Source organism: Thermosynechococcus sp. FA-CM-4201, from assembly GCF_054689355.1.
The window spans coordinates 2,281,260-2,305,853 of sequence record NZ_CP079920.1; the positions used below are offsets into that span (position 1 = coordinate 2,281,260).

Here is a 24,594-nt window from a genome sequence, read left to right on the forward strand (position 1 = left end):
TGGCAGTTTTCAGCACAATATCGGCAAAATAGTAGAGTAGGGTCAGCAACAGCACACTTTGCCACGATGACGGTTGAACTTATTGCCAAACTCAGCGATCCCATTGTCAGTGCCGGACAGGGGGCACAGCGCCAACTGGAACTGACGTTAGCGGCACAGCGACAACAACAGCAGCGCGCTCCTCTCAATCTCTGCCTGATTTTGGATCACAGTGGCTCAATGGCAGGGCAACCTTTGGCAACGGTCAAGCGCGCCGCCCAGTCATTAGTGGATCGATTACAGCCCAGCGATCGCCTGAGTATCGTGGCCTTTGATCACAACGCTAAGGTATTAGTGCCCAATCAATTTGTGCAGGATAAAGCCACCATTAAAGCCCAAATCGCAACCCTTGAGGCGAGCGGGGGCACCGCCATTGACTTAGGCATGAAACTGGCACTGACCGAGTTGGCCAAAGCCAAACAGGGCACCATCTCCCAAGCCTTTTTGCTCACCGATGGCGAAAATGAGCACGGCGATAATCAACGCTGCCTTGAACTGGCCAAGCTGGCAGCAGAGTACAACATTACCTTTAATACCTTGGGGTTTGGCGTTCACTGGAATCAGGATGTCCTCGAGCAAATTGCCGATGCTGGCGGCGGGCGGCTGATGTTTATTGAGTATGCTGAGCAGGCGATCGCCTGTTTTCAGTCTCTTTTTAGCCACATCAGCAGTGTGGACTACACCAATGCCCATGTCCTATTGACCCTGAGTGAGGCGGCACAACTAGGGAACTTCAAACCAGTCAACCAAGTGGCTCCCGACACGATTGAACTCACCTACGACAGCCCCAACCCCCACGAGTATGTGATTCGTGTTGGCGATGTTTCCGCTACCGTCAAACGCACACTCCTGATCACCCTCAGTACCCAACCCTTGCCGCCGGGGTCTCACCTCATTGGTTTTGTGCAAGTCCGCTACGATGACCCCGTGCAGCAGGCCACAGGCCTTTTCTCTGAGAGGATTCCCCTGACGCTGACAGCAGAACCAGAGCACATCCCCCAAGTGGATCCAGAGGTGCAGCAAAGCATTCTCACCCTCGAAAAATACCGCAAAACGAAACTGGCGGAAACGAAACTGCAAGCGGGGGACACCGCTGGTGCTGCTACCTTTCTTCAAAGTGCCGCCAAAACCGCTCTCCAACTGGGGGATACAGAAGCAGCAAAAGTCCTTGAAGCCTCGGCTCAAGAGCTACAGCAACAATCCACCCTCAGTGAATCAGCCCTTAAGCGCACGCGCATTGCCTCAAAAACCGTCCTGAGCAATCCCCCCTCAAACTAGCCACAGGGCATCGCCATTCTGGCAGCCTAAGAGCGATTGGGCACTGCCACCATTCACGGCTAGCTCAATAAACCCATGACTGCCTACCAATGCAATTAGGTGTTGGCGTGGGACATCGCCATAGGTGTGGACAAGGGGAATCTGCTGCCCCTGAATCTGGATCTGCTGGTAGCCCTTGGCTAAGAGCGCCGCAGGGAGCGTAGTGATCACATTACCAAAGTGATCAATGGCTTGAACCCAGCCTTGGACGCCCTGGGGGGTGATCTCATAGGTGAGATGGGGCAACCGCACCAAACTGTCTGGCTCAATGGCAGAGCCAAGGCGCGCGAGATCCGTTCCTGCCGCTAAATGGGCGGCCACGGGGGCAAAAATATCCCGCCCATGGAAGGTGGCACTGGGGTTGGGAGTCCACCAAAACTGCGGCTGGGTGAGTTCAACCCCTCGCCGGGGGGGATAGCGATCGCACACTTGACTAAAGACACCATTATCAGGGCCGACACAATAGCCGATTCCCAGATCAAGGGCGATCGCCCGCCGATGTGTCCCCACCCCCGGATCCACCACCACGAGATGCACCGTTTCTGGGGGAAAATAGGGCAACGCTTGCAGCAGTTGAAAACTGGCCGTGCGGCAATCCTGCGGTGGAATTTCATGGCACAGATCAATCACCGGTGCTTGAGGATGAAGGCTGAAAATTACCCCCTTCATCACACCGACATAAACATCCTGATGACCAAAATCCGTCAGCAGGGTAATGCAGCGAGCCATAGGCAGTTCACAGAGACAGTCGCTTAAACAAGGGTTCAGGAAGCCAACGAATCACCATCATGATCCAGCGCCAAATGGGTCGCACATAGATCACATCCTGCTTTCTTTCTATAGCAGTGAAGATGGCATTGGCCACTTCCTTTGGCTCCGCTGTGAGTCGGGGGGGCAATTTCATACCTTCGGTCATCCGCGTATGCACATAGCCCGGCAGAACGGTTAAGACCTGTACCCCCGATTTAGCAAGGCGATGCCGCAATCCTGACAAAAATGCGGTGAACCCAGCTTTGGCAGAACCATAGAAGTAATTACTCGCCCGCCCCCGTTCCCCGGCCACAGAGGAAATCCCCACTAATGTCCCAAACCCCCGCTGCTCAAACACATTGGCAAAGAGACTCAAAATAACCGCTGGGCCTTCATAATTGGTGCGCATCACGTCAAGGGCAAGGGATAAATCTTGCTCACATGCCTTTTGGTCTGGCATGAAGCCGACAACGCAGATTACAATCGCCGGTGGCGCCGGAAGTTGCTGGATAAAGGCTGCATGGGTCTCCACCGCCAAGACATCAAATTCATGGATACTGACGGCCACACCGTAGCGTATTTCCAGATCCGCTTTATCTGCCTCTAGGCGGCTCACCTGTCGCGCGGCCAATTGAATTGGATAGCCTTGAGCCGCAAACCGCTGGGCGATCGCCCGGCCTATATCGGAAGTTGCCCCCAAAATCAGCACAGGCGCCGTCATAGACGTAACCTCTTCGACTGTTCCGAAGCAAAGTTCACCGTCCACTGCTGGGCATCCCTGACCTTGACAAACGTTTCTACCCGGCAATCGGACTGGCGCAGGCGCATCGGTGTTAAATGGCTATCTTTGGCGAGGTAAAAGCGCCCCCCATACTGTAGGGTGATCTCCTCCAGTTGATCCAAAACCTTGAGGGTGCGTTGCGACATTGGAAAGTCCAAGGCCAAGGTATAACCCGCCATCGGAAATGAAAAATACCCCTGTTGATCCCCCAACTTCTTCAAGACCGCCAGAAAGGATCCCGCTCCTGCAGCTGAGGTGCAATGCAGTAACGCCGATAAACCTTGTCGGGCAGTGCTCAGGGGCAAGACACATTGGAACTGGACAAAACCACGCCGTCCATAGATACGATTCCATCCCAACAAACTATCAAGGGGATAGAAGAAAGTATCCCAATCCACAAAGGACTGACCCGCCTTGCGTTGACTATTGAGGAAATACAGTTGGTTAAAGGCACGCACGGTCAATGAATTCAAGGCACCATTGGGAAAATCCACGGGAATCGAGATTTTGCGTCGTTGCGGCGTCCGCAGTGGCCTTTGGCGATATTTCGCTGGTAGTTCCTCCCGTGTGGCGTGTTCGCCTAGCATCAGCACAGACCGCCCTAACTGCGAACCTGCCGCCAGACAATCAATCCAAGCCACGGAGTAGGTCACGTCCTGAGCCGCCTCAAAGAGATCAATGACCTCGTCTAAATTCTTAGCGATACGGGTGGTTTGGCGAATCCACGCAGTTTCAATGGGGCGCAAGCGAAAGGCTGCCCTGAGAATCACCCCCGTCAAGCCCATTCCCCCCACCGTCCAGTAAAACAAATCCCGATTTTCGGAAGGGGAGCAGCGATAAATGTGCCCCTCACTGGTTAGGAGATCCAGCCAGTCCAAACTCTGAACAAAACTACCCTCTTTGTGGTGATTCTTGCCATGAACATCAGCCGCAATCATGCCCCCTACAGTCACGAACTTTGTACCGGGGGTAATCAAGGGAAACCAACCGCGAGGCACAAAAATCTCTAAAATCTCCGCCAGCAGCACCCCCGCCTCAGCAATCAATTGACCCGTTTGCGGATGAAACCCCAATAGGCGATTGAAGTGGTGCATGTGCAGCGTTGCTTCCCCATTGAGGGCGCTATCTCCGTAGGCACGGCCATTTCCGCGGGCAATGAGCGGCAACCCCCTCTTGAGAAGCTGGATCATCTCAGATTCTGAGCGCGGGCAATAAACATGACAGGTCTGCACAGGATACCGCCCCCAGCCGCAGAGCGTTTTGAGAGAACCCCTAGGCGTCATGGGAGAAGACATATCGCTTATCCAAGTGATACTTGACCACATAGCCAATGGCGAGGCCAATAATGGCACCAATTTCGCGCATGAAATGGCTTTGCCAAATCAACCAAAATACAGTTTCAAATCCCCAAAAGATGGCCGTTGTGAAAATCCCCATCGAAGCATACAGACTAAATTGACGACTATAGTGATGCACGCCCTTTTTATGATCAAAGAAAATCCAGCGCTTATCTAGGTAGTATTTCACCAGCAAACCCACAAGTGTCCCCACTGCTACTGCGGTTATAAAATAAGGCAAGCTATTATCAATCAGTAGTATTACTCTTTGAGAAAATAAATTCATAAAGGTAGCAATAAACGCAAAAGCGGTATAGCGAATAATCAGAGTTTGCAAACTCATAAAATCCCACCAAGAATAAAGCAAACCAGACAAATCAAGAAACAGATTTGACTTTGCCGATCTTTAATTGCATAAACAATTGGATCATAGTGCATCAACCCGCGATGGGTCAGCATAATAGTTCGGGTAATCCAATATAGAAGCACACAGCAAATGCCCCAGAGCACCTGTGGTTTTGTGTAAAGAAGCTGCACTTGGGGAGAGTTGATATAGAGCGCCAGCACCAAAATCGAGACATAACCCGCCCCAATGGCCATCATGCTAATAATCGGCAAATCATCAATGTGGTAGCCTCGGCCACTAGCCTTGAGTTGTTTGCGGTGACGATGATCCACCAGTTCTGCTTGCCGCTTGACCGTTGCTAGGCAAAAGAAGAAAAAGATGGAGAAGGCCAAAAGCCAGACACTGAGGGAAATCCCTGTGGCAACCGCACCTGCAAAGATGCGAATCGTGTAAAGACCAGCGAGGGTGCAAATGTCAATAATAATCCGCCGCTTTAGGTAGAAGGAGTAGGCAGTTGTGAGACCATAATAGGCCAGCAGAATGCCCAGAAATGGCCAACTAATGGTGGTGGCGATCGCCATTCCAGCACCGAGGAGCATCAAAATCAGCCATAGCCCATGGGAGAGGGGAAGATCTCCAGCGGCAAAGGGGCGATGACGCTTCCGAGGATGGGCGCGATCGGCCGGCAAATCCAAAAGATCATTCAACACATAGACACTGGACGCCGTCAGACTAAAAGCAACTGCTGCCACCAGTGAAACCCCAAAGGTGGGCAAATTAAACTGATGCCCCGCGAGCATCGGCACAAAGACCAAAACATTTTTTATCCACTGATGGGGACGAATTTCTTTCAAGTAGGGCTTAATGCTTGGTTTTGCACTGCCGAGATGTTCTACGTTGGGATTAATTTGCTCGACTTTTTTGCGTAGCCAAGGAGACGCATTGACCGTCATTGCTTTGGCCGCAACTGCCCACACAGGTAAATCAGCCTCAGAATCCCCCATGTAGATAAAGTTTTTCTCACCAAAACGCTCTACGATAAACCTTGCTTTATTTTCCCCCTTCAAATTAAGCTGGCCATCAGACCCATAAACCTCATCAAAAAGCCCCAAATGGGCAGCAATTTTTTCAGCAATGAGCTGATCAGTGGCAGTGACAAGGGCAACCTTACCCCCCTTTGCTTTCCAATCGTGGATATACTGAAGAACTTCTGAGTTGTAGGGTAATGTCGTAACATCTAAGTCAGCAAAGGTAGCTAATTTTCTTTTAATCTGGGCACGATTGAAGCTTCTTGTTTTCAAGAATTGAATGAGAGACTGACTAAAAGATGACCAGATTAATTCCAGCAGAACATCTGTTTTCAGTAATGTGTTATCTAAATCAACTGCAAGGCAAATCATCTATTCATGCCAGAAATAGAAAGGTGGAAGTAAAAAGTGGGATAAAAAATAATCTTTGTCATTAATTGAATTTCTTTTAAAGGATGTTTGACATAATTCATGAATTTTAGGTTGACTTGTTTTCGAAAAAAAGCTAAGAGAGTAGTCTGGTTTCCAGTAAATATCACATTGATAAATTAACTGATTTCTTTTTAACCAAAACATTATCTGATCAGCAGCATAATCACCTAGCCTAACACCTTCAGCTTTTGGATTGGCGTGTAAGAAAATAAAGTCTGGGTTATATTGATACAAAATTTCATCAGTTACTCCTTGGTGTGCGACTAAAGAACTACCAAGACCAATATTATCTAAATTAATAGCTCGTGAGTGAAATGGAGCCATGCCTGCATCACCAAGCAAAAAAACTAAATTTCCATTTTTGGAATCATTTATTTGTCGAAGTATTTTACCTAGCTCTGCATGACTATTGAGTGCTCGTGGATAGTAGTTAACAATATGGTTTAGTTCTGAAGCTGATGTTGTACTAATTGTATAATTAAGCATTAATAATATCAGAAATACAGAAAAGACAAAGTTAAAAGCTATCTTAGTTATTTTTTGAAAATTACTTGATAGTGACAAGAAAGCAACTCTTTTTTCAGAGCAGATCACATATGCACTATATATAAAACAAGGAATAAATATATGAAACGCAAATCTTGAAGCATAGTTCATTTGTAAGTCTGAAGATGCATAGTTAAAAATAACAGGAATAAAGAAAATTAGTAAAAAAGTGGGTACGATTCTACGACCAGATATAAATGGAATAAGCAAAGGAGCTAAGTAAAATGTAAACTTTATAATTCTGATTATTATTTGAAAAATACTAAGGTCAGCTTGAGACTTAACATAAAAAGTATTGGGAAGAAAGAAGCCAAAGTGCCATTTATGAAAAACAAGATTAACTAATAGAATCAAAAATGGAAAAATAGAAAATATTAGGTTTTTCCAAAGGTATCTAACTGTCACTTCTTCACTTTTTTTAGCCAAAAAATATTCGGAAAAAGCAAAGATTGGTAGTAAGATACACCAAAGCCATGATTCTGGTCTGGTTAGAACTGCAATACTGGTATAGATAGAAGATTCAAGAAATTTCCTTTTCTCCAGTGAGATAGCCAATAGACCAATAAGGGCTACGTATAAAAATGTCTCTAGACCTGAAAATAAGTGAATTGTAAATGCAGGATTAATGAATAAAGCCAAGATTAATAAAATACCTAATTTTTTATTCTCTACATTTTTATAGAATAAGATAAAAAATGAAATGAATATAAGAATAGATAATAACTTAAAGAATAAAACAAAATCAATTTTTAGAAATGCAGGAATAATAGATGCCAGTGCATATATTGGATTTGTATATGCCTGTGTTAAATCAAACGAAGTCGGATTATATCCCCAAATACCAAACTCAACTAAATTTCTACCGTATCTCCATGTAATAAATGCATCATCAACAGTAAACCTAGAAAAAATATACAGATTAAAAAAAGCAATGATGGCTAAGGCAGCATATACCGGCATCCACATAGAATAGATGTCATTTTCATATAAGGTTGTACTTGGTTAAGCGTAAACACAAAAAGTTTAATTGTCAAGCGTTCTTTTATAGCTTAACAACACATCCTCTGCATTAACGAAATTTGAGTAACAGATTATGAATTCACCCCTCCTAGGCATAACGCTCAGGCTGTGAGCCACTAGAGTAGTAGTGAACTAGTTTGGGAACGGAAACTATGGGTGAACTCTTTGGCCTGCTGTTTCTACTGGGGTTTGGGGGCTGGGGTGTCGCCAACTCTGTGCGGATTGTCAATCAGGGCAATATGGCCTTGGTGGAGCGGTTGGGCAGCTATAGCCGTCGCTTGGAACCCGGGTTGAATTTTACAGTGCCGATCCTTGATCGGGTGGTCTTTGAGGAAACGATTCGGGAAAAGGTGTTGGATATTCCGCCGCAGCAGTGTATCACCCGTGACAATGTGACAATTACGGTGGATGCCGTCGTTTACTGGCGGATTATTGATATGGAGCGCGCCTACTATAAGGTGGAAAACCTGAAGATGGCAATGGTGAATCTGGTGCAAACGCAGATTCGGGCAGAAATGGGGAAGCTAGAGCTGGATGAAACCTTTACCGCTCGTACTCAGGTGAATGAGAATCTCCTGCGGGATCTCGATATTGCCACAGATCCGTGGGGGGTGAAGGTGACCCGTGTCGAACTGCGAGATATTGCCCCCTCAAAAGCGGTTCAAGACTCGATGGAACTGCAAATGTCTGCGGAGCGCAAAAAACGTGCTGCGATTCTCACATCTGAAGGGGAACGGGAAGCAGCGATCAACTCTGCCCGCGGTAAAGCGGAAGCCCAAGTGTTAGCCGCCGAGGCCGAACAAAAAGCCGCTATTCTGGCAGCGGAAGCGGAACAAAAAGTGGTGGTGTTGCGTGCCCAAGCTGAGCGCCAAGATCAGATTTTGCGTGCCCAAGGAACCGCAGAGGCAATGAAGATTATTGCGGCAGCACTGCGCGAAGATCCGAAGGCGAAGGAAGCGCTCCAGTTTCTGCTTGCTCAGGGCTATTTGGATATGGGACGCACTATTGGCCACAGTGATAGCAGTAAAGTACTATTTATGGATCCCAGCAGTATCCCGGCAACGATTGAGGGTGTGAAGTCCCTGATCGAGCAGTCCCCCCGCGAGGTATAGTCCATGGCACAATTTCAGGCACAGGTTTTTGTTACGCTGCGACCATCGGTGTTAGATCCCGCAGGCGTCGCGGTACAGGCGGGAATTCATCATCTGGGCTATACAAATGTACAATCAGTGCGCATTGGCAAACTGGTGGAACTCACTTTAGAGGCTAGCGATCGCGCCACTGCCGAGGCACAACTCAGCCACATTGCCGATCAACTGTTGGCCAATCCCGTGATTGAAACCTTTCGCATTGAATTGCAGGAGCTGGCAACTGCCGCAGGGTAGGCACGATGTTCAACTGGTGGGATGATCTATTAGCCAGTATCGAGGCGGGCATCAAGGCTGGGATTGAATCGGGATTACAGTCCTTGGCGGAGACCCTTGCCCCTTTGCTGCAAGTACCGGAACCCGCTGCCCCCTTCCAACGTATTGCCCTTTTTCGGGCGGGTGTAGATCAACCGATCGCCGGTTCGGGCATTAGGGTCGAAGGTGCTGCTTGGTGTCTGGAGTCCCACTGGCCGCAGACGATTCCCCTCTTTGAACTGCCGGAAGCCCATCTGTGGTTGGAAGTGCCCTCTGCCCAAGGGGGCGATCAACTGCTTCTGTGCCGTGCCTTAGTGAAAACCGGGGCATTGCCCGAGGGGGGACAACTGTTCCTCAGCCGCAGTCAACCCTTTGGTTGGACATTTTCGCGCACGGTCTCCCTTGTGGGCGATCGCGACTGGCACCTGTGCGAAGTGCCTTTTCACCTCAAACCAGAACCCCAGACCCCCGGCTTGATTAAAATTGGGGTGGAATTTATGGGACGCGGTGTGGTCTGGCTACGGGATATTGAGCTACTCCATGCCCCTGCCAAATTAAAGCCGATTACTGACGTGATGGATGGATTGCTGTGAGTCATGCCCTAAACGTGGGGATTGTTGTTTTTCCCGGATCCAATTGCGATCGCGATGTGGCCTACGTCACGAGTGAAATTCTCCAATGGCCAACGCAACTGCTGTGGCACGAAGAGACCCATCTGAGCGATTATGATTTGATTGTGCTGCCGGGGGGCTTTAGTTTTGGCGATTATTTGCGCTGTGGGGCGATCGCCCGCTTCTCACCAATTATGGCTGCCGTCAAAGACCATGCCGCCGCTGGCAAATGGGTGCTAGGCATTTGCAACGGGTTTCAAATCCTAACCGAGGCAAAACTGCTCCCCGGTGCCCTGGTGCGCAATCGCGACTTGCATTTTATTTGCGATCGCGTGCATTTACGCTTAGAAGCCAAGGAACGCCCGTGGCTACAGGCCTATGGCGATAAAACGGTGATTCGCTTGCCCATTGCCCATGGTGAAGGCTGCTACTATGCCGATCCTGCCACCCTCGCTGAACTGGAAGCCAACCGCCAAGTCCTCTTTCGCTACGCCGATGCCCAAGGGAATGTCACCCCCGAAAGTAATCCCAATGGTTCGCTCAACAATATCGCGGGTATTTGCAATGCTGCTGGCAATGTGTTGGGAATGATGCCCCACCCTGAGCGCGCCGCTGACCCCGCCTTGAGCCACTCCCCTAGTGACCATACCTTAGACGGCTTGCAGTTATTTAAGTCCCTCTTGAATGCCGCCGTTTGCTGTTGAGGGTTCCATGTGTACTCGCATTCTCTGGAATACTAATGCCCTAGGGGTCTTTGTGGCGCGAACCATGGACTGGCCCACCACCACTGAACCAAAGCTCATCATTTTTCCGCGTGGGCGTCAGCGTCAGGGCAATCATCTGGGCACCACCGCCCTTGAAATGGCAAACCCCGCCCGTTGGCAGTCGCGCTATGGCAGTGCCGTTGTCAGTATGTACGGCTTGGGAACCGTCGATGGCTTCAATGAACAGGGCTTGGCAGTACATCTACTCTATTTGACCGCAACGGACTTTGGCACACGCCATCCACAAAAACAGGGGGTACACGCTGGACTCTGGGGGCAATACCTGCTGGATAATGCGGCAACGGTGAAGGAAGCCCTTAACCTCATGGCTCAGATTCAACCCGTGATGATCACGGTACAGGGCTTTGCCAGCACGGTTCATGTGGCGATCGCCGATGCCAGTGGTGACTCGGCCATTTTGGAATATCTCAACGGTGAACTGGTTATCCACCATGGACGCCAGTATCAAATCATGACCAACGATCCCCCCTATGATGAGCAGTTGGCCTACCGTGCCCAGTTTGATTTCACCAATGCCACACGCCAAACACCGCTGCCGGGAAATGTGGATCCCAGCCATCGCTTTGTGCGGGCTGATTATTTCTTGCAGGTGCTGCCCGAACCCCGCAATCAACGGGAAGCGATCGCCAGTGTATTAGCGATCGCCCGCAATGTCTCTGTCCCCTTTGGTGCCCCCAATAAAGTGCCGGGAAGTCTCTACAACACCGAATACCGCACCGTTATGGATTTAACCCACCGCTATTACGTTTTTGAGCTAACCACAGCGCCCAACATCCTCTGGTTTCCCCTAGAGAAGTTTGAGTTGCACCCTGAGGCACCCGTGATGATGCTAGATCCGAATCATCCTGAGTTGGTGGGGGATGTGGCGGCACAGTTTGCTCCCGTTGCGGCTGCCCCCTATTGAACTGTGGCTGACCTCCTTTCAGTCGCCTTAAGAGAAAGAAATTAAAATAAAGTAGCAAAGCCATGAATGCCCCAAGAGCCGCTCTACCCAGCCTTTAGTTTGTTGATGGGCATTGCGACCTGTACTTGGAATCACTAAAGAGGGGGAGAGAAGCCTTGAAATGTTTCACTGCTTTGGATTTTGATGCATATATCAAGTTGTGTTGAGGCAAGCCGATGTTGAATGTAACGGTTGATGAGATTCAGCGTGATCCTCTCAAGTATCTCGATCAAGTAGAGGCAGGTGAGACCCTTGTTATTTTTAGATCTAACCAGCCAATTGCTGAACTTAAACCTCTTAAACCTATTGGCAAGAGTAAGCAATTGCGACCATTTGGTTTATGTGCGGGCGAGTTTACCGTTCCAGATGATTTCGACGCTCCTTTGCCGGAAGATCTGCTCAACGCATTCGAGGGTACAGCCCTTTCCTAAAATATGGGGGTCATGGAGAGGCTGTAACCCTGTCATAAAGGGACTTTGGCTTTTCTAGGTAAGTTCAATCCTTCTAAAAAGAGCTGTCAATGAGAATTTTGCTAGATACGCATATTTTCTTATGGTTCATTAGTGGTGATATCCAGTTATCAACAGATCTTCGGGATACAATTCGTGATCCAGACAATGAGGTTTATCTGAGTTCAGTTTCAGTTTGGGAAGCAATTGTTAAGCACCAACTAGGCAAGCTACCTTTACCAGAACCTCCCGCAATATATTTGCCTAAACAACGTGACCTGCATCAAATTGACAGCCTTGGTCTTGATGAAAACAGTGTAATTCAACTGGCTAAACTGCCACCCTTGCATCGTGATCCATTTGACAGGATGCTCATTTGTCAAGCCTTACAAAACGGTTTGACCATTGCGACAGTAGATACAGCAATCCGTGCCTACTCAGTCGATGTCATGTAGCAGTACAGACCAGCTTCACTGATACCCCTCTTCGGTCACCTTAAGAACAAGAAATTACATATGCAGCTTTATCAACTCACGGCCACAGTGAACCTCTACGACGCCCCCACGGGCGATCGCTTGGCGACCCAAGGGGCAGCAGGACGCTTGCTCTGGGCACCTGCTTTGGGGGCTGAACGTACCTACGTGCAACTTGCTGAGGATGAATACTGGGGCTGGCTGGATCCAAGAGATTACCGCCATCTCATACCCGCCACTCAGCCCTATCAACCCATTGCCCGCGATCGCGCCTACATCGAGGCTGTCCTTGAAGAGGTTATTGCCTTTTGCTGCGCGGCACAGCAGATCCCCCATGAATATCTCTGGGGCGGAACCGTCGCCCCCAACTACGACTGCTCTGGCTTGATGCAGGCCAGTTTTGCCAGTCAAGGTGTTTGGCTGCCCCGTGATGCCTATCAGCAGGAAGCCTTTGCTACGCCCCTAGGGAGCAACTCCATTGAGGAAACCTTACCCCAGCTTCAGCGGGGTGATCTGGTGTTTTTCGGTAGCCGTGAAAAGGCGACCCATGTGGGTCTCTATCTGGGGCAGGGGCAGTATATCCATAGCTCTGGCAAAGAGTATGGCCGCAATGGCATTGGCATTGATACCCTCTACCCCAGTGAGGATCCCGTAAGCATCGCTTATCAGCAGCAGTTTCGCGGTGGTGGCCGCATTGACTATAGCTATCTGCCTCTTGGCTAGCGACCCATCCCCAGTTTTTGCGCTTTTTGATAGACTTTGCCTTCCGTGAGCAGGGAAGGAGCAATGACGATCTCCACCTGCTGCATTTCTCGCAGATCCTTGGCGCCAAGGGTGCCCATGCTGGTTTGCAATGCCCCAAGGAAGTTGTGGGTACCATCGTCCAACTGGGCGGGTCCCCGCAGAATCTGCTCAAGGGTGCCAGTGGTGCCGACATGAATGCGCGTCCCCCGAGGCAGCACCGGACTAGGCGTGGCCATACCCCAGTGATAACCGCGACCGGGAGCTTCTTTGGCACGGGCAAAGGGGGATCCCATCATCACCGCATCGGCGCCGCAGGCAATACACTTGCAGACATCGCCCCCCGTGACAAGACCGCCATCGGCAATCACCGGCACATAGCGTTGCGTCTCTTCAAAATAGGCATCCCGTGCGGCTGCACAGTCGGCGATCGCCGTCACTTGAGGCACCCCCACCCCAAGCACCCCCCGCGAAGTACAGGCTGCCCCTGGCCCAATCCCCACCAGAATTGCTGCCGCACCACAGTGCATGAGACTGAGGGCCACCTCATAGGTAACGCAGTTCCCCAAAATGACGGGCATTGGCATCCGTTCACAAAAAGCAGCAAGGTCTAGGGGATCTGTTCCCTCAGGGGCAAGGTGAGCCGGTGAGACAACGGTGGCTTGGACAAAGAGCAAATCGGCCCCCGCCGCTGCCACAACATCGCCAAAACGACTGGCCCCCGCTGGGGTTAAACTGACGGCAGCAATCCCCCCTTGGGATTTGATTTCTTGAATGCGTTTTTCAATGAGGTGGGGCTGAATCGGCTGGGCATACAATTGCTGCATCAGGGGCACAAATTCATCGACACTGACGCTGGCAATGCGTTCGAGAATCGGTGCTGGATCTTCGTAGCGGGTTTGAATCCCCTCAAGGTTGAGGACGCCCAGTGCCCCCATTTGGCTGAGTTTGACGGCCATCGTGACATCCACGACCCCATCCATGGCACTGGCAATAATCGGAATTTCCCGCTCAATGGTACCAATGCGCCAGCGGGTATCCGCCAGTTGGGGATCAAGGGTGCGGTTGCCGGGGACAAGGGCAATTTCATCAATACCGTAGGCGCGACGGGCGGTGCGATGTCCCCCTAGTTGAATCGTCATGGTATTCCTCGCAGTAGGTGGGCTAAATGATCAAGTACGGTGTCTAAGTTGTTGTTGGCAGTGCAACAAATTTACAAAAATTTACAACATCTCGACAAGCCATGCCTTGGCGCTAGTTCAATGGTGGGTTGGGCGATCGCCGAACCGGGCGAAAGGACGTCGAACGCGGCGATGTGGGCGATGAACCGGGACGCTGAGGCTGCGGTCTTTGGGGACGGGCTGGCCGTGCCTTGGCTTTCTTGGGCTTCTTGATTTTGCGGGGGGGCAAAATACCCACCGTGGTTGCCTCCTGAACCACTAAGCTTGTCCCCTGTCGCTGCACTTGAAAGTCCCAAAAGTAGCCCGGCGATTTCATGGGCACTGTTCCCACTAGTTTTAGTTTGAAGGCTTTGGGTTTCTCGCCCCGCCGGCGCGGCAACTGTTGAATTTTAACGACGACAAAGTTCTTTTCTTGGGAGTTGAAGATCACTTCTCCGCGTACAGAAAAGTAGCCGTCATTGACGCCGGGATCTGCTGCTGTGGCATTGGCCTGTTGCAAGCGTTCCGGTTCCCATACGCCCACAATTTGCAGGTGCAGTTTCACCTCTTCTTTGTCAACGTCGCGGGTGCGGGGATAGACCACCCAGAGGTGGGGTTCATTGAGGTCAAGATATTTTTTAATCAGGTTCATCACCTGCCCCAAGAGGACGGTTTCAATCTCCACGCCATCCTCGGTTATCATCACCCCTCGGTTGAACTCCTCCTCCGAAGCGGGCACATAGCGACCGCGCACAACCCCGATCGCCCGATATTGCATCCGTTCACTGGGGGGTGGAATCGGCTGGGGACGGGAAGGAAGCTCTTCTTGCTCAGGAATGGGGGCTTCAGGAGCAGTATTGACCTTGGGTGGTGAGCTACCCGCTGCCGCAACACCGAGAATTTCTGGGCGAGGTTTGGTTTCTAACTCAGGGGAAGGCGTTGGCGGAGTCGCTGGGGTCTTCTTGGCGCGGGGGCGCTTGGCCGGGGGTTCAGCAGTCATGGCAATTCTCGCAAACGGTCTAAACACCAATTGAGCGACTGTTCAGATGAACAGGCCACGGCAATTCTCAATTGGGGTACTCTCAATTATGCGTTGCCGCTGTGAGCTAAGCAACACTTTTGTTCCTGCCAAACGTTGTGAGCACTATGAGCTGGATGGAAGGCTCTCCGTTTGGACGATCGCCCCAAAATCGCCAATAATAGCTGCACAATTGCGCAACAGACCAAGGAGCGCTAAGCGATTGGCACGCACGGTTGCATCCTCGGCCATCACCAAGACACTTTCCTCACCATCGAAGAAGCGACTGACAATCGGGGCAAGGGAGACTAAAGCAGCCACAATTTCCCCATAGGCACGCTGCCCCTGCGCCTGCTGTACCTTTGGCAAGATGTCCTTGAGGGCGGCATAAAATTCCTTTTCAATAGGGGCTTCGAGGTGCTTGGCCTTGACGGCGCGGATATTCAGGCAGTCTGTGCCTAGGGTGCCTTGGCGTGCCAAGCGAGCAGCACGGTTCACCGTCGGGTAAATAGCCATCAGTTCACCGGATTGGCGCAGTTTTTGCAGAAATTGGGCGCGATCGCGGGCATCAACCACATCCCTGAGGGCACGAGTCTGCAACTCCGCCTGATCCTCTGGAATCACGGCATTCACCAAGTCATATTCAATGCTGAGATCTTCTTGCAGTAGGGTTCGCAGCCGTTGGCTAAAAAACTGCCGCAGTTGCTGCTCTAAGTCAGCGGCACTGAGCTTGGCGGCAAATTGGCGACAAAAGGCTTGGGCGTATTCATGCAGGAGAGCGAGGAGATCCAAGTGATGCTCCCCCTGCCAGAGGATGGTGATCACGGCATTGGCAGCCCGCCGTAGGGCAAAGGGATCTGATGACCCCGTGGGACACAGGCCGATACCAAAAAGGCAGACGAGAGTATCCAAGCGATCGGCCAATCCCACCACCTGACCCGTGAGACTTTGGGGCGGGCGATCGCCGGCAAAACGAGGCAGATAATGTTCAAAAATCCCCGTGGCCACCGCTGGCGCCTCCCCGGAGACTGTGGCATAGACTTGCCCCATGTAGCCCTGAAGTTCAGGAAATTCCCCCACCATCTGCGTCACCAGATCCGCTTTGCACAGGCAGGCCGTGCGTTCAATGGCAGCAATGTCCGCAGCCGCACAATTTAAGGCGGTGGCAATTTGGCGAGCCAGTGCCGTTAGCCGCTCCACTTTGGCGGCCATGGATCCCAATTCATCTTGGAAGGTGACCGTGGCTAGTTTGTCACGATAGTGCTCTAGGGGCTGTGCCGTATCCGCCTTATAGAAGAACTCGGCATCCGCTAGGCGGGCACGAATCACCCGCTCATTCCCAGCACGAATCAAGGGGGTGGCCGCAGGATCACCATTGCTAATCGTGATGAACACCGGGAGCAGCCCTTGGCGAGTGGCATCGGTGTACACAGGAAAATACCGCTGATGGGACACCAATACGGTGGTAATCACCTCAAGGGGCAGGGCAAGAAATCGCGCTTCAAAACTCCCCAAGACTGCCGTTGGCCATTCCACGAGGTGGGTGACTTCCTCCAAAAGGGGCACCTCTAAATCCACCCATCCCCCTGCTTCCGCAGCAAGGGCAGCAATTTGCTCGCGAATCCGTTGCTGGCGAACCTCTGGATCCACCAAGACTCCCGCTGTTTCGAGAGCCGCTTCATAGTCTTGGGCATGCTTGAGGACAATGGCGCCTTGGGAAAGCACCCGATGGCCATAGGTGGTGCGATCGCTGGCAATGCGCACGGAATGGCTCTCCAAGACCAAGGGCAGCACCTGATCTTCCCACAGCAGCACCAGCCAACGAATGGGACGGGAAAACCGCAAATCCCCATCCCCCCAGCGCATAAAGCGGGCACCCTCAAGGGCGGCAATCCACTGTGGTGCCAACTCGGTCAATAGTTGGGGCGTCGGTTGGCCGGGGCGGACTTGCTTGAGATAGACCACTTCCCCTTTTTCGGTGGGACGGATTTCAATTTCCTCGAGACTCCCTTGGCGCGATCGCAGGAACCCCAATAGGGCCGGGGTGGGTTCCCCCTCGCGAAAGGCCACGCTAGCCGCTGGCCCTTTGATTTCAATTGCTTGATCGGGCTGCTGGGGCGGTAAGCCCTCAATCAGTACCGCTAAGCGGCGCGGGGTTGCCCAGACTTTGACTTCTCCCACCAGTCCCTGTTCCTTGAGGGTTTGGGGAATCAGGGTGTGCCACTGGCGCAGGGCACTACTGACAAAGCGGGCGGGGAGATCCTCAGTTCCCACCTCCAAGAGGAACGTATGCGGTGATGACTTGGGCATGGTGACCATGGGCTAGACAACGGAGCTACTGCGGGCGGCTTCGGCCTCGTCGGGATGAATACCAAGGCGGGTCAGGTTAATGCGGCCTTTGCTGTCCACCTCACGGATTTTGACCACAATTTCATCGCCAATTTTCACTTCGTCCTCGACTTTGCCAACGCGATACTCCGCCAACTGGGAAATGTGAATCATCCCCTCCTTGCCGGGGAGAAACTCGACAAAAGCACCAATGGGAATAATCCGCGTCACCTTGCCCAGATAGACATCACCGGCGTTGAGCTTTCGCGTCAGACCCTCAATGGCCGCCCGTGCTTGCTTGGCGTTGGTTTCATTGGGGGCAGTAATGGTGACCAGCCCTTCTTCGCTGATGTCCACTTTGACGTTGTATTGCTCAGAGATACCACGCACCGTTTTACCCCCGGGACCAATGACGAGGCCAATCATATCGGGGGGAATTTGCAACGTCAGCAGCCGTGGCGCACTGGGGGGCAGTTGGGGACGGGGTTTGTCGAGCACCGCCAGCATTTTCTCAAGGATATGGAGCCGTGCCGGACGGGCCTGTTCGATCGCCTGCTTGATCACGGCAACGGGCAAGCCGGTAATTTTCATATCCATTTGCAGGGCGGTGATGCCGCTATCGGTGCCGGCTACTTTGAAGTCCATGTCGCCAAGGAAGTCTTCAATCCCCTGAATGTCGGTCAGGATACGTACCTCATTGCCCTCCTTAATCAGCCCCATGGCCGCCCCACTGACGGGCTTGCGAATCGGTACCCCGGCATCCATTAAGGAAAGGGTGGAACCACAAACGGATCCCATGGACGTCGAACCATCGGAAGAAAGCACCTCCGACACGACGCGGATCACATAGGGAAACTCTTCCTTGGGGGGAATGACCGGTTCAAGGGCACGCTCTGCAAGGGCACCATGGCCAATTTCCCGCCGCCCGGGCGATCGCAGGGGTTTGACTTCACCCACAGAGTAGGGGGGAAAGTTGTAGTGGTGCAGATAACGCTTGCTGTCCTCGGGATGCAGATCATCGAGGGCTTGGGCATCGGCAGGAGAACCGAGGGTGGTCACAGACATTACCTGCGTCAAGCCGCGATTAAAGAGGGCACTGCCGTGAACCCGCTCTGGCAGAACCCCCACCTCACACCAAATGGGACGCACTTCATCGAGACGGCGGCCATCCACTCGCACCCCTTCTTCAATAATTTGCTGCCGCATGAGTTTTTTCGTCACGGCCTTAAAGAGGGTGGGCAGGGCTTTGGGGTTTTCCGCCGCCGCTACGGCCACCGGGTGATCTTCGGGCAGAGCCGCAATTTCTTGGGCGATCGCCCCTTGCACTTCATCGAGGGCAGCATCGCGGACATTTTTGTCCTTTTCAAAGCGTTTGAGAATGGCTTTGACCGGTTCAACGGCGCGATCGTAGATAAAGTTTTCCAAGGTGGGGTCAATCGCTGGCGGTTCGGCGTGGATGATGTCAATACCCAATTCCTTGAGGAGATCCCGCTGCGCTTGAATCAGGTCTTGGATCACCTCATAGCCAAAGTCAATAGCCTCAATCATATCGGCTTCGGGCAGTTCGTTGGCACCAGCTTCCACCATCACCACGCCATCGGGAGAGCCGGCCACGACCAGATCTAAGCCACCGCGCTCAATTTCTTTGTAGGTGGGGTTGATAATAAACTCATCCCCCACAAGGCCCACCCGCACCGCTGCCATTGGACCATTAAAGGGAATTTGCGCCAAGAGAACGGCGATCGAGGCTCCCGTTACCGCCAATACATCGGGGGGAACATTTTCATCCAAGGAAACCGTCGTGGCCACCACTTGCAGATCATCGCGCAACCATTGGGGAAAGAGGGGGCGCAGCGGTCGGTCAATTAGGCGACCAATGAGAATTGCTTTTTCGGGGGGGCGACCCTCACGCCGTAAAAAACCGCCGGGAATCCGCCCAGCGGCATAGAGGCGTTCTTCGTAATCCACCACAAGGGGTAAAAAATCAATGCCTTCACGAGCGGCGGCACGATTCGCCGTCACTAGGACAGCCGTTTCTCCCGAACTAATGAGAATGGAACCGGCGGCTTGGGGGGCAAATTTTTGCAATACTACCTTAATATCCCGGCCATCTAGGGGGATAATCTTTTCTAGACCCTTCATTTGCGTTCTATTTTGTCCTTCTTCCTATTTCTTTCTCTCTACTAGGATAGCGGCTTCTGCCACTCATCCGCTAAAGTTCAAGGATGAGCCGTGTGCCCCTCAGGACGGCAAGACTGGGGGTGGCTGTCCAGCTTTGGGTTAATAAAATTTGTATCAGTTCTGCCGATCGCCGGCTGCTGGGGCTGTCCTGTAACCCCAAATAGAAACTGGCGGAGTGGTGGCTATCTTGACCGAGCACTTTCAGCAGATCATCGGCGTAGTGAATGGCTTTTTCCATCTGAGTTTGCAAGTTAGTCCATAAATCCACATTGCGGAGATTGCTCAGGGTTTCGGCCACCACATCTTGACGGTGTTGAATTAAGATGGTTCGCGGCTGTAGCTCTGGCGGTAAATCCGCAAAGAAAATGGCCGGGCCATAGCCAATGAGATGAACCATCTCCATCCATTTCGTTTGCGGCAGCAGCAATTGGCGCACAATGTGACAGGCAAGGGCAGTAATAATTAACCCTTGGCTATGGGCGACAAGGTACAATTCCGCCCCCGCTTGTAATCCCTTGACGATTTCATAGGCCAACCGTAGGGTGGGACGCGGCGCACCGGCGGGAAAGGTACCGTAGAGATACTGGGCAAAATCCCCCCAGCCTAATTTTTGTAGGAACGAGAGGTCAAGGAGTTTCGTTAAGTCAGCGGTGCTGTTGATATCGAGGGGGCGCTGTTGCAGTTGGCTCGGTTGGGCGATCGCTAGAATATCGGCATCGTCGGCAAGGTCTTTGCTCACCAGTTGGCCAAGGAGTTTGGCATACTCATAACGGCGATCTTTGCTGGGATCTGGGGCGGGCGTCTGGGGCCAAAAACGGTAGAGTTCTGCCTTACCGAGGAAACTTTCCAAGAGATCCGCTTGAAAGCCATGGGTCTGATTGTGAATGCCCCGAATTTCTAAAGGATAAGTCGCTGTGAGTTCGGCCAGACGGTTCAAATCCCGCCGTTGCTTGGCAGCATCGCTCCCTATCCCATTTACATGGAGTAAACGCCGTCGCAGAGGAGCACTGAGGGGGTTCTGCGGCAAAAGAATCGTGCCGTCTAGGGTAGAAGTCATAGGGAATTTAGGAATTCTAATCAGAGACTTTGGTGAAACGCAATCAAAGGCGGCTAAGTTGTGATCATCGTCACAGTCATTCTATCGAGGGATAGGTCATACTAAATAGTGACTCAGTACTATCCGAGTCATCAACAGGGAACACACAACGAGCCGACAGACTGTACGTAAGTTTGTCGGTTTTTTTTAGAATTTCAGGCATGCCCCACAAAAAGATCACGCTTCGTTTAGATGCTGAACTCTATGGCCAACTCCAACGCTGGCAAGTGCAGCAGGGATACAGTTCCCTTAGTGAGACAATTCGTAAAATTTTGCAACAATCTCTTCAGCCGACGGCGATGGCCTGTCCCACAGTTTTGCAGCGCCTGAGTGCCCTAGAACAGCAAGTGGCAGCCCTTGAACGCCGACTGTGCCCGCCTCAACCCACTATCGAAACGCTGACGATCGCGGAGCTAGAGCGGCTGACTCGCCCACAACTGGTGGCCTTAGCGCGGGACTTGGGCATCTATAGCTATAAGCTGAATAATCCAGCGTTGCGGCAAGCCATTTGGGCAGCCAAACAAACGATCTATGGGCAGGAGCGGCAATGATATGCTGACGAAGGTGACTCAAGTATAGGTGAGATGGCTCGTCCGTCAGAATCGATAGATCGCTCCCGTTTGTGGTGGGCGGCGATTAAACTTCCCATGTATAGTGTGGCGGTGATGCCCATTTGGTTGGGCACAGCGGTGGCGATCGCCGAAACAGGGAGAGTGCACTGGTGGCCTTTTGCTCTCTTTTTGACAGCGGCAGTGCTGATTTTGGTTTGGCTGAATCTCAGTAATGATGTGTTTGATGCCGAGACGGGGATCGATCGCCACAAGTACCATTCGGTCGTTAATCTCACGGGCAAAAAACAACTAATCTTTTGGCTGAGCAACGTCTGCTTAGTCTTGGGGCTACTGGGGATTGCGGCCATTAGTTGGCTGCAACAGGATGCAACGGTTTTAGGGTTGGTATTGCTTTGCTGTGCCCTAGGCTATAGCTACCAAGGGCCGCCCTTTCGTTTGGGCTATTTGGGCTTGGGGGAGCCGATTTGTTTTATTTGTTTTGGACCTTTGGCGATCGCTGCTGCCTACTATAGCCAAGGGCAAACCTTTAGCCCCAGTATTTGGCCGGTGGCTATCCTCAATGGTCTGACGACAACGCTGATTCTTTTTTGCTCCCACTTTCACCAAGTGGCCGATGATCTAGCCGCCGGCAAACGTTCGCCGGTCGTGCGCCTAGGGACGGCTCGCAGTGCCCAACTGGTCTATGGTGCCTGTGGTCTGTTTTATGGGGTGTTGCTGGCCAGTGTCGCATGGGGAATCCTGCCGTGGCCAACCCTGCTAGCTTTGAGTTCACTGCCCTGGGCGATTTATTTGTGCCAGCGGATGGCGCAATTTCACAGTGTGCCTGAGCAGATCAAGAACTCGAAATTTATTGCCGTGCAACTGCATTTTTGGAGTAGCTTGCTCTTGGGACTGGGCTATTTGCTTTGAGCTTGGGGGCGATCGCGATTCAGTGACCACTGGTACTCGACACTACCGCCGCCCAATTGCCATTCTTCCTCAAACTGCTTTTGCAGTCTTAAGGCTTTGCGCAGATGAATGACAGCGCTGTGAAGCTGTTGATAACCACTGGAGTTGGGGGGGAGAGCGGGCAACGAGGCCTGTTCCAAAATTTGCAGCACTAGCTCGTAATGAATGTGGGCAGGAACGGGAACCTCATCTGAGGGGCCAGAAGAAAGAGTCACCAGGGCAGACACCTCCAAGGAACGACGATCTAGATTTCAGCTTGCTAGCGGCGGCGCGGACGGCGATAGGTCAACCGCTCGGAGCGATCGCGCTCGTAGGCAATTAGCCGGCCATAGATTTCGTGCTTGGTTAAGTTTAACGAAAAAAAGACATGCCGCCGAGGATTACCAAAGCCCTTACGGGTAAAAAACTTCACTGCGGGGGTATTGGCAGGGTCGGTGTCCACCAGCATAAACCGTGCTCCTTCTTCAATCATGCGTTCGATGAGCTTATCCACCAGCTTGTCGGCAATACCCCGCCGTTGATACTGCGGATGTACCCCCAGCCAGTTAATGTAGCCATAGACCCAAGGGGCTTTACTAATAATTGTGCCCAAGATAAACCCTGCCACTTGCGAGTCGGCTTCGGCCACCAGACAGTATTCTGGATCAGTGTTGTAGAAACCAATGACCTCCCATTCATCCCAAATGCGATAAAGCGAGGGATACAGATCACTGGTAAAGAGTTCCTCGCCAAGGTGAAACACGGGGGCAATGTCATCAATGCCCATCTCGCGAATAATAATGTTGGTGGGTTCAGAGCGCTCTTCTTCTTTAGCGGGAACGATTTCTAAATCAACTAAATTGTGGTCAATGGGATCATCGGTGTGCAAAGACATACAAACGTTGGTACCGAGCTATTTCTAGCTTAGCCTATGTCCAGCGGGGTGACTCTCCGCACGTCCTAAAGGGACGGCGGCTTCTCAATGCTGTTAAGCAATGAGCTACATCGGGTATGAGCATAAAACCTTAACCCAATGGGGGGAGCCATGACCCCAACTACTGGGACTGCCATGAGACCCAGATACTTTCTGCGAAGATTTATCGCACCCACGCCGTCCCTGTGGAATTGAAATCCGCAAGCGCAGCGATACTCTCGCCCTGATGGTTTGTGGCGTTTTCCACAGGCAGGACAAGTTTGAGTCGTGTACGCTTCATTTTGCAGAACGGTTTTCATGCCCGCTCGATGACATTTGTACTCAAGCATCTGGCGGGTTTGTCCTGACGGCATTTGGTGGATTTTTTGATTCGCCTTCTTGCTGTACTTGGCTGACTTGCGAATATCGCGAATGTCCCCAATTACAACGGTTTGCACGTTTCTAGCTTTGAACGTGGAAACAAGTTTGCTGGTTTGCTTGTGCAGAATATCTTTGATCTGATGGCTTAGCTTTGAAAGTTGTCTGCGCTTTGATTTAATTAGCCGTTTACGGCGCTTTGAACCGGGCTTTTTGGTGTCAATTAGCGAAGACAGCTTGCCTTTGAGCTTGTTTTGATAACGACGCTTGGAACGTAACAATCGCCCATTGAGAATAAAAGTCTGTTCGCCATCATGGACAACTGCAAGGTGGATTTCGCCTAAATCTACGCCTACTACGGCGCCTTCCTCGATAGGTGCAACAGGTTCGTCTTGGTAAATCGCCCTCAGTTCATACTGCTCGCCGTCCCAGCCCATTTCAACCATCTTTGGAGTGTCCCATGCCCAATCAATGACTAATGGTTCGTTGTCCCGTCCGTTAGACAAGTACAGCTTCCCATTTTTTACTTTGATAGCCGATGATTTCCACTGCACCCTATAAAACCGCCTGCGTCTGCGCGGCGGACGTGCGTCTGGGTCTGATTGGCGTCTCTCGCGCCAAGACTTGAGGGAAGCGAAGAAGCTTTGGACAACTGCATCCGCAGAATGGGCGTGGAGCTGATTTTCAGGGTCGTTGGGCAACCAACGCATTAAAGAAGATGATTTAAGCCAGATTCCTTTCTTACGAACCGTTCGCCAAAAACTGACAACCGTCCGTGAATACAACTCGCCCGCTGCACGGGAAAGCGTTTGCATTTGTTCGCTGTTGCCAATCTTTAACTTGCGGACGGTATAGCTCATTGGGCGATAAGTAGCTTTTGTCTTGCCATTGTAGCTCAGTGCTTCTTCATCAGCGGCTCTATCGAAAAATTAAACTCCTTGAGTGGCTGAAGCCAGAAAGCGCCTAACTGCTTAGGTTAAAACCGTAGCAGCTTGCGGCGGGCTAAAGCCCATTGCTGTC

General features: G+C 51.6%; 25 protein-coding genes. 11 read left to right on the top strand and 14 right to left on the bottom strand.

Annotated elements, in window-relative coordinates; translation table 11 throughout:
• Positions 1–66: 66 nt before the first annotated feature.
• Positions 67–1,317, top strand: a complete 1,251-nt coding sequence (locus tag KV190_RS11125; protein ID WP_460193397.1) for a vWA domain-containing protein — start codon at positions 67–69, stop codon at positions 1,315–1,317.
• On the opposite strand, the gene KV190_RS11130 is transcribed toward KV190_RS11125, so the two are convergent.
• The 6 genes from KV190_RS11130 to KV190_RS11155 are packed head-to-tail and all read right to left on the bottom strand — an operon-like array spanning position 1,309 to position 7,536.
• A complete protein-coding gene (locus KV190_RS11130; protein ID WP_460193398.1) occupies positions 1,309–2,085 on the bottom strand; it encodes an SAM hydrolase/SAM-dependent halogenase family protein in 777 nt (258 codons plus the stop codon). The genes KV190_RS11125 and KV190_RS11130 overlap by 9 nt on opposite strands.
• A gap of 7 nt (positions 2,086–2,092) precedes the next feature.
• Positions 2,093–2,827, bottom strand: a complete 735-nt coding sequence (locus KV190_RS11135) for an SDR family oxidoreductase (RefSeq protein ID WP_460193399.1) — start codon at positions 2,825–2,827, stop codon at positions 2,093–2,095.
• Positions 2,824–4,182: an FAD-binding oxidoreductase gene (locus tag KV190_RS11140; RefSeq protein WP_460193400.1), complete on the bottom strand. Its 1,359-nt coding sequence runs from the start codon at positions 4,180–4,182 to the stop codon at positions 2,824–2,826. The genes KV190_RS11135 and KV190_RS11140 overlap by 4 nt, the downstream gene beginning before the upstream one ends.
• A complete protein-coding gene (locus KV190_RS11145) occupies positions 4,160–4,567 on the bottom strand; it encodes a GtrA family protein (RefSeq protein WP_460193401.1) in 408 nt (135 codons plus the stop codon). The genes KV190_RS11140 and KV190_RS11145 overlap by 23 nt, the downstream gene beginning before the upstream one ends.
• On the bottom strand, positions 4,564–5,970 hold the full coding sequence (locus KV190_RS11150) for a UbiA family prenyltransferase (protein WP_460193402.1): 1,407 nt from the start codon (positions 5,968–5,970) through the stop codon (positions 4,564–4,566). The genes KV190_RS11145 and KV190_RS11150 overlap by 4 nt, the downstream gene beginning before the upstream one ends.
• Entirely contained in the window at positions 5,971–7,536 is a 1,566-nt protein-coding gene (locus KV190_RS11155) for a hypothetical protein (protein WP_460193403.1), read from the bottom strand. It lies immediately after the preceding gene.
• Between the two features lie 212 nt (positions 7,537–7,748).
• Here KV190_RS11155 and KV190_RS11160 point away from each other — a divergent pair, with 212 nt between their 5' ends.
• The 8 genes from KV190_RS11160 to KV190_RS11195 all read left to right on the top strand — a co-directional run bounded on the left by KV190_RS11160 (position 7,749) and on the right by KV190_RS11195 (position 12,983).
• Entirely contained in the window at positions 7,749–8,708 is a 960-nt protein-coding gene (locus tag KV190_RS11160) for an SPFH domain-containing protein (protein WP_460193404.1), read from the top strand.
• Between the two features lie 3 nt (positions 8,709–8,711).
• Positions 8,712–8,981, top strand: a complete 270-nt coding sequence (purS, locus tag KV190_RS11165; RefSeq protein WP_460193405.1) for a phosphoribosylformylglycinamidine synthase subunit PurS — start codon at positions 8,712–8,714, stop codon at positions 8,979–8,981.
• 5 nt (positions 8,982–8,986) lie between these two features.
• Positions 8,987–9,592, top strand: coding sequence for a hypothetical protein (locus KV190_RS11170; RefSeq protein ID WP_460193406.1), 606 nt, complete (start codon positions 8,987–8,989; stop codon positions 9,590–9,592).
• Positions 9,589–10,314 carry a phosphoribosylformylglycinamidine synthase subunit PurQ gene (gene purQ / locus KV190_RS11175; protein ID WP_460193408.1) on the top strand — a complete coding sequence of 242 codons (726 nt, stop codon included), beginning with the start codon at positions 9,589–9,591 and terminating at the stop codon, positions 10,312–10,314. The genes KV190_RS11170 and purQ overlap by 4 nt, the downstream gene beginning before the upstream one ends.
• Positions 10,295–11,299 carry a linear amide C-N hydrolase gene (locus tag KV190_RS11180; RefSeq protein WP_460193409.1) on the top strand — a complete coding sequence of 335 codons (1,005 nt, stop codon included), beginning with the start codon at positions 10,295–10,297 and terminating at the stop codon, positions 11,297–11,299. Before purQ ends, KV190_RS11180 begins: the two co-directional genes overlap by 20 nt.
• A gap of 215 nt (positions 11,300–11,514) precedes the next feature.
• Positions 11,515–11,769: a type II toxin-antitoxin system Phd/YefM family antitoxin gene (locus KV190_RS11185; protein ID WP_460193411.1), complete on the top strand. Its 255-nt coding sequence runs from the start codon at positions 11,515–11,517 to the stop codon at positions 11,767–11,769.
• Positions 11,770–11,858: 89 nt separating this feature from the next.
• On the top strand, positions 11,859–12,242 hold the full coding sequence (locus KV190_RS11190; protein ID WP_460193412.1) for a type II toxin-antitoxin system VapC family toxin: 384 nt from the start codon (positions 11,859–11,861) through the stop codon (positions 12,240–12,242).
• 60 nt (positions 12,243–12,302) lie between these two features.
• Positions 12,303–12,983 (top strand): C40 family peptidase, encoded by a 681-nt coding sequence (locus KV190_RS11195; protein WP_460193414.1) that lies wholly within the window; start codon positions 12,303–12,305, stop codon positions 12,981–12,983.
• Here KV190_RS11195 and KV190_RS11200 read toward each other — a convergent pair.
• From KV190_RS11200 to KV190_RS11220, 5 genes are all read right to left on the bottom strand, one after another.
• Positions 12,980–14,143: a GuaB3 family IMP dehydrogenase-related protein gene (locus KV190_RS11200; protein ID WP_460193415.1), complete on the bottom strand. Its 1,164-nt coding sequence runs from the start codon at positions 14,141–14,143 to the stop codon at positions 12,980–12,982. The two genes, KV190_RS11195 and KV190_RS11200, sit on opposite strands and share 4 nt — an antisense overlap.
• Before the next feature lie 112 nt (positions 14,144–14,255).
• On the bottom strand, positions 14,256–15,161 hold the full coding sequence (locus KV190_RS11205; RefSeq protein WP_460193417.1) for a hypothetical protein: 906 nt from the start codon (positions 15,159–15,161) through the stop codon (positions 14,256–14,258).
• A gap of 144 nt (positions 15,162–15,305) precedes the next feature.
• Positions 15,306–17,489 carry a glycine--tRNA ligase subunit beta gene (glyS, locus tag KV190_RS11210; RefSeq protein WP_460193418.1) on the bottom strand — a complete coding sequence of 728 codons (2,184 nt, stop codon included), beginning with the start codon at positions 17,487–17,489 and terminating at the stop codon, positions 15,306–15,308.
• Positions 17,490–17,501: 12 nt separating this feature from the next.
• On the bottom strand, positions 17,502–19,649 hold the full coding sequence (locus tag KV190_RS11215) for a polyribonucleotide nucleotidyltransferase (protein WP_460193420.1): 2,148 nt from the start codon (positions 19,647–19,649) through the stop codon (positions 17,502–17,504).
• Positions 19,650–19,719: 70 nt separating this feature from the next.
• A complete protein-coding gene (locus KV190_RS11220; RefSeq protein ID WP_460193422.1) occupies positions 19,720–20,745 on the bottom strand; it encodes a hypothetical protein in 1,026 nt (341 codons plus the stop codon).
• Positions 20,746–20,945: 200 nt separating this feature from the next.
• Here KV190_RS11220 and KV190_RS11225 point away from each other — a divergent pair, with 200 nt between their 5' ends.
• Both KV190_RS11225 and menA read left to right on the top strand, forming a co-directional pair.
• A complete protein-coding gene (locus KV190_RS11225; protein ID WP_460193423.1) occupies positions 20,946–21,335 on the top strand; it encodes a ribbon-helix-helix domain-containing protein in 390 nt (129 codons plus the stop codon).
• A gap of 33 nt (positions 21,336–21,368) precedes the next feature.
• Complete coding sequence (menA, locus tag KV190_RS11230) at positions 21,369–22,265, top strand: 2-carboxy-1,4-naphthoquinone phytyltransferase (protein WP_460193425.1); 897 nt, start codon at positions 21,369–21,371, stop codon at positions 22,263–22,265.
• On the opposite strand, the gene KV190_RS11235 is transcribed toward menA, so the two are convergent.
• The 3 genes from KV190_RS11235 to KV190_RS11245 form a co-directional block, all read right to left on the bottom strand.
• Positions 22,253–22,519, bottom strand: a complete 267-nt coding sequence (locus KV190_RS11235; protein ID WP_460193427.1) for a DUF5340 domain-containing protein — start codon at positions 22,517–22,519, stop codon at positions 22,253–22,255. The genes menA and KV190_RS11235 overlap by 13 nt on opposite strands.
• Before the next feature lie 44 nt (positions 22,520–22,563).
• The gene (locus KV190_RS11240; RefSeq protein WP_225901709.1) at positions 22,564–23,070 is read right to left on the bottom strand and encodes a GNAT family N-acetyltransferase; all 507 of its coding nucleotides are present in this window, start codon (positions 23,068–23,070) and stop codon (positions 22,564–22,566) included.
• Between the two features lie 173 nt (positions 23,071–23,243).
• Complete coding sequence (locus tag KV190_RS11245; protein WP_460193428.1) at positions 23,244–24,434, bottom strand: RNA-guided endonuclease InsQ/TnpB family protein; 1,191 nt, start codon at positions 24,432–24,434, stop codon at positions 23,244–23,246.
• Positions 24,435–24,594 lie beyond the last annotated feature (160 nt).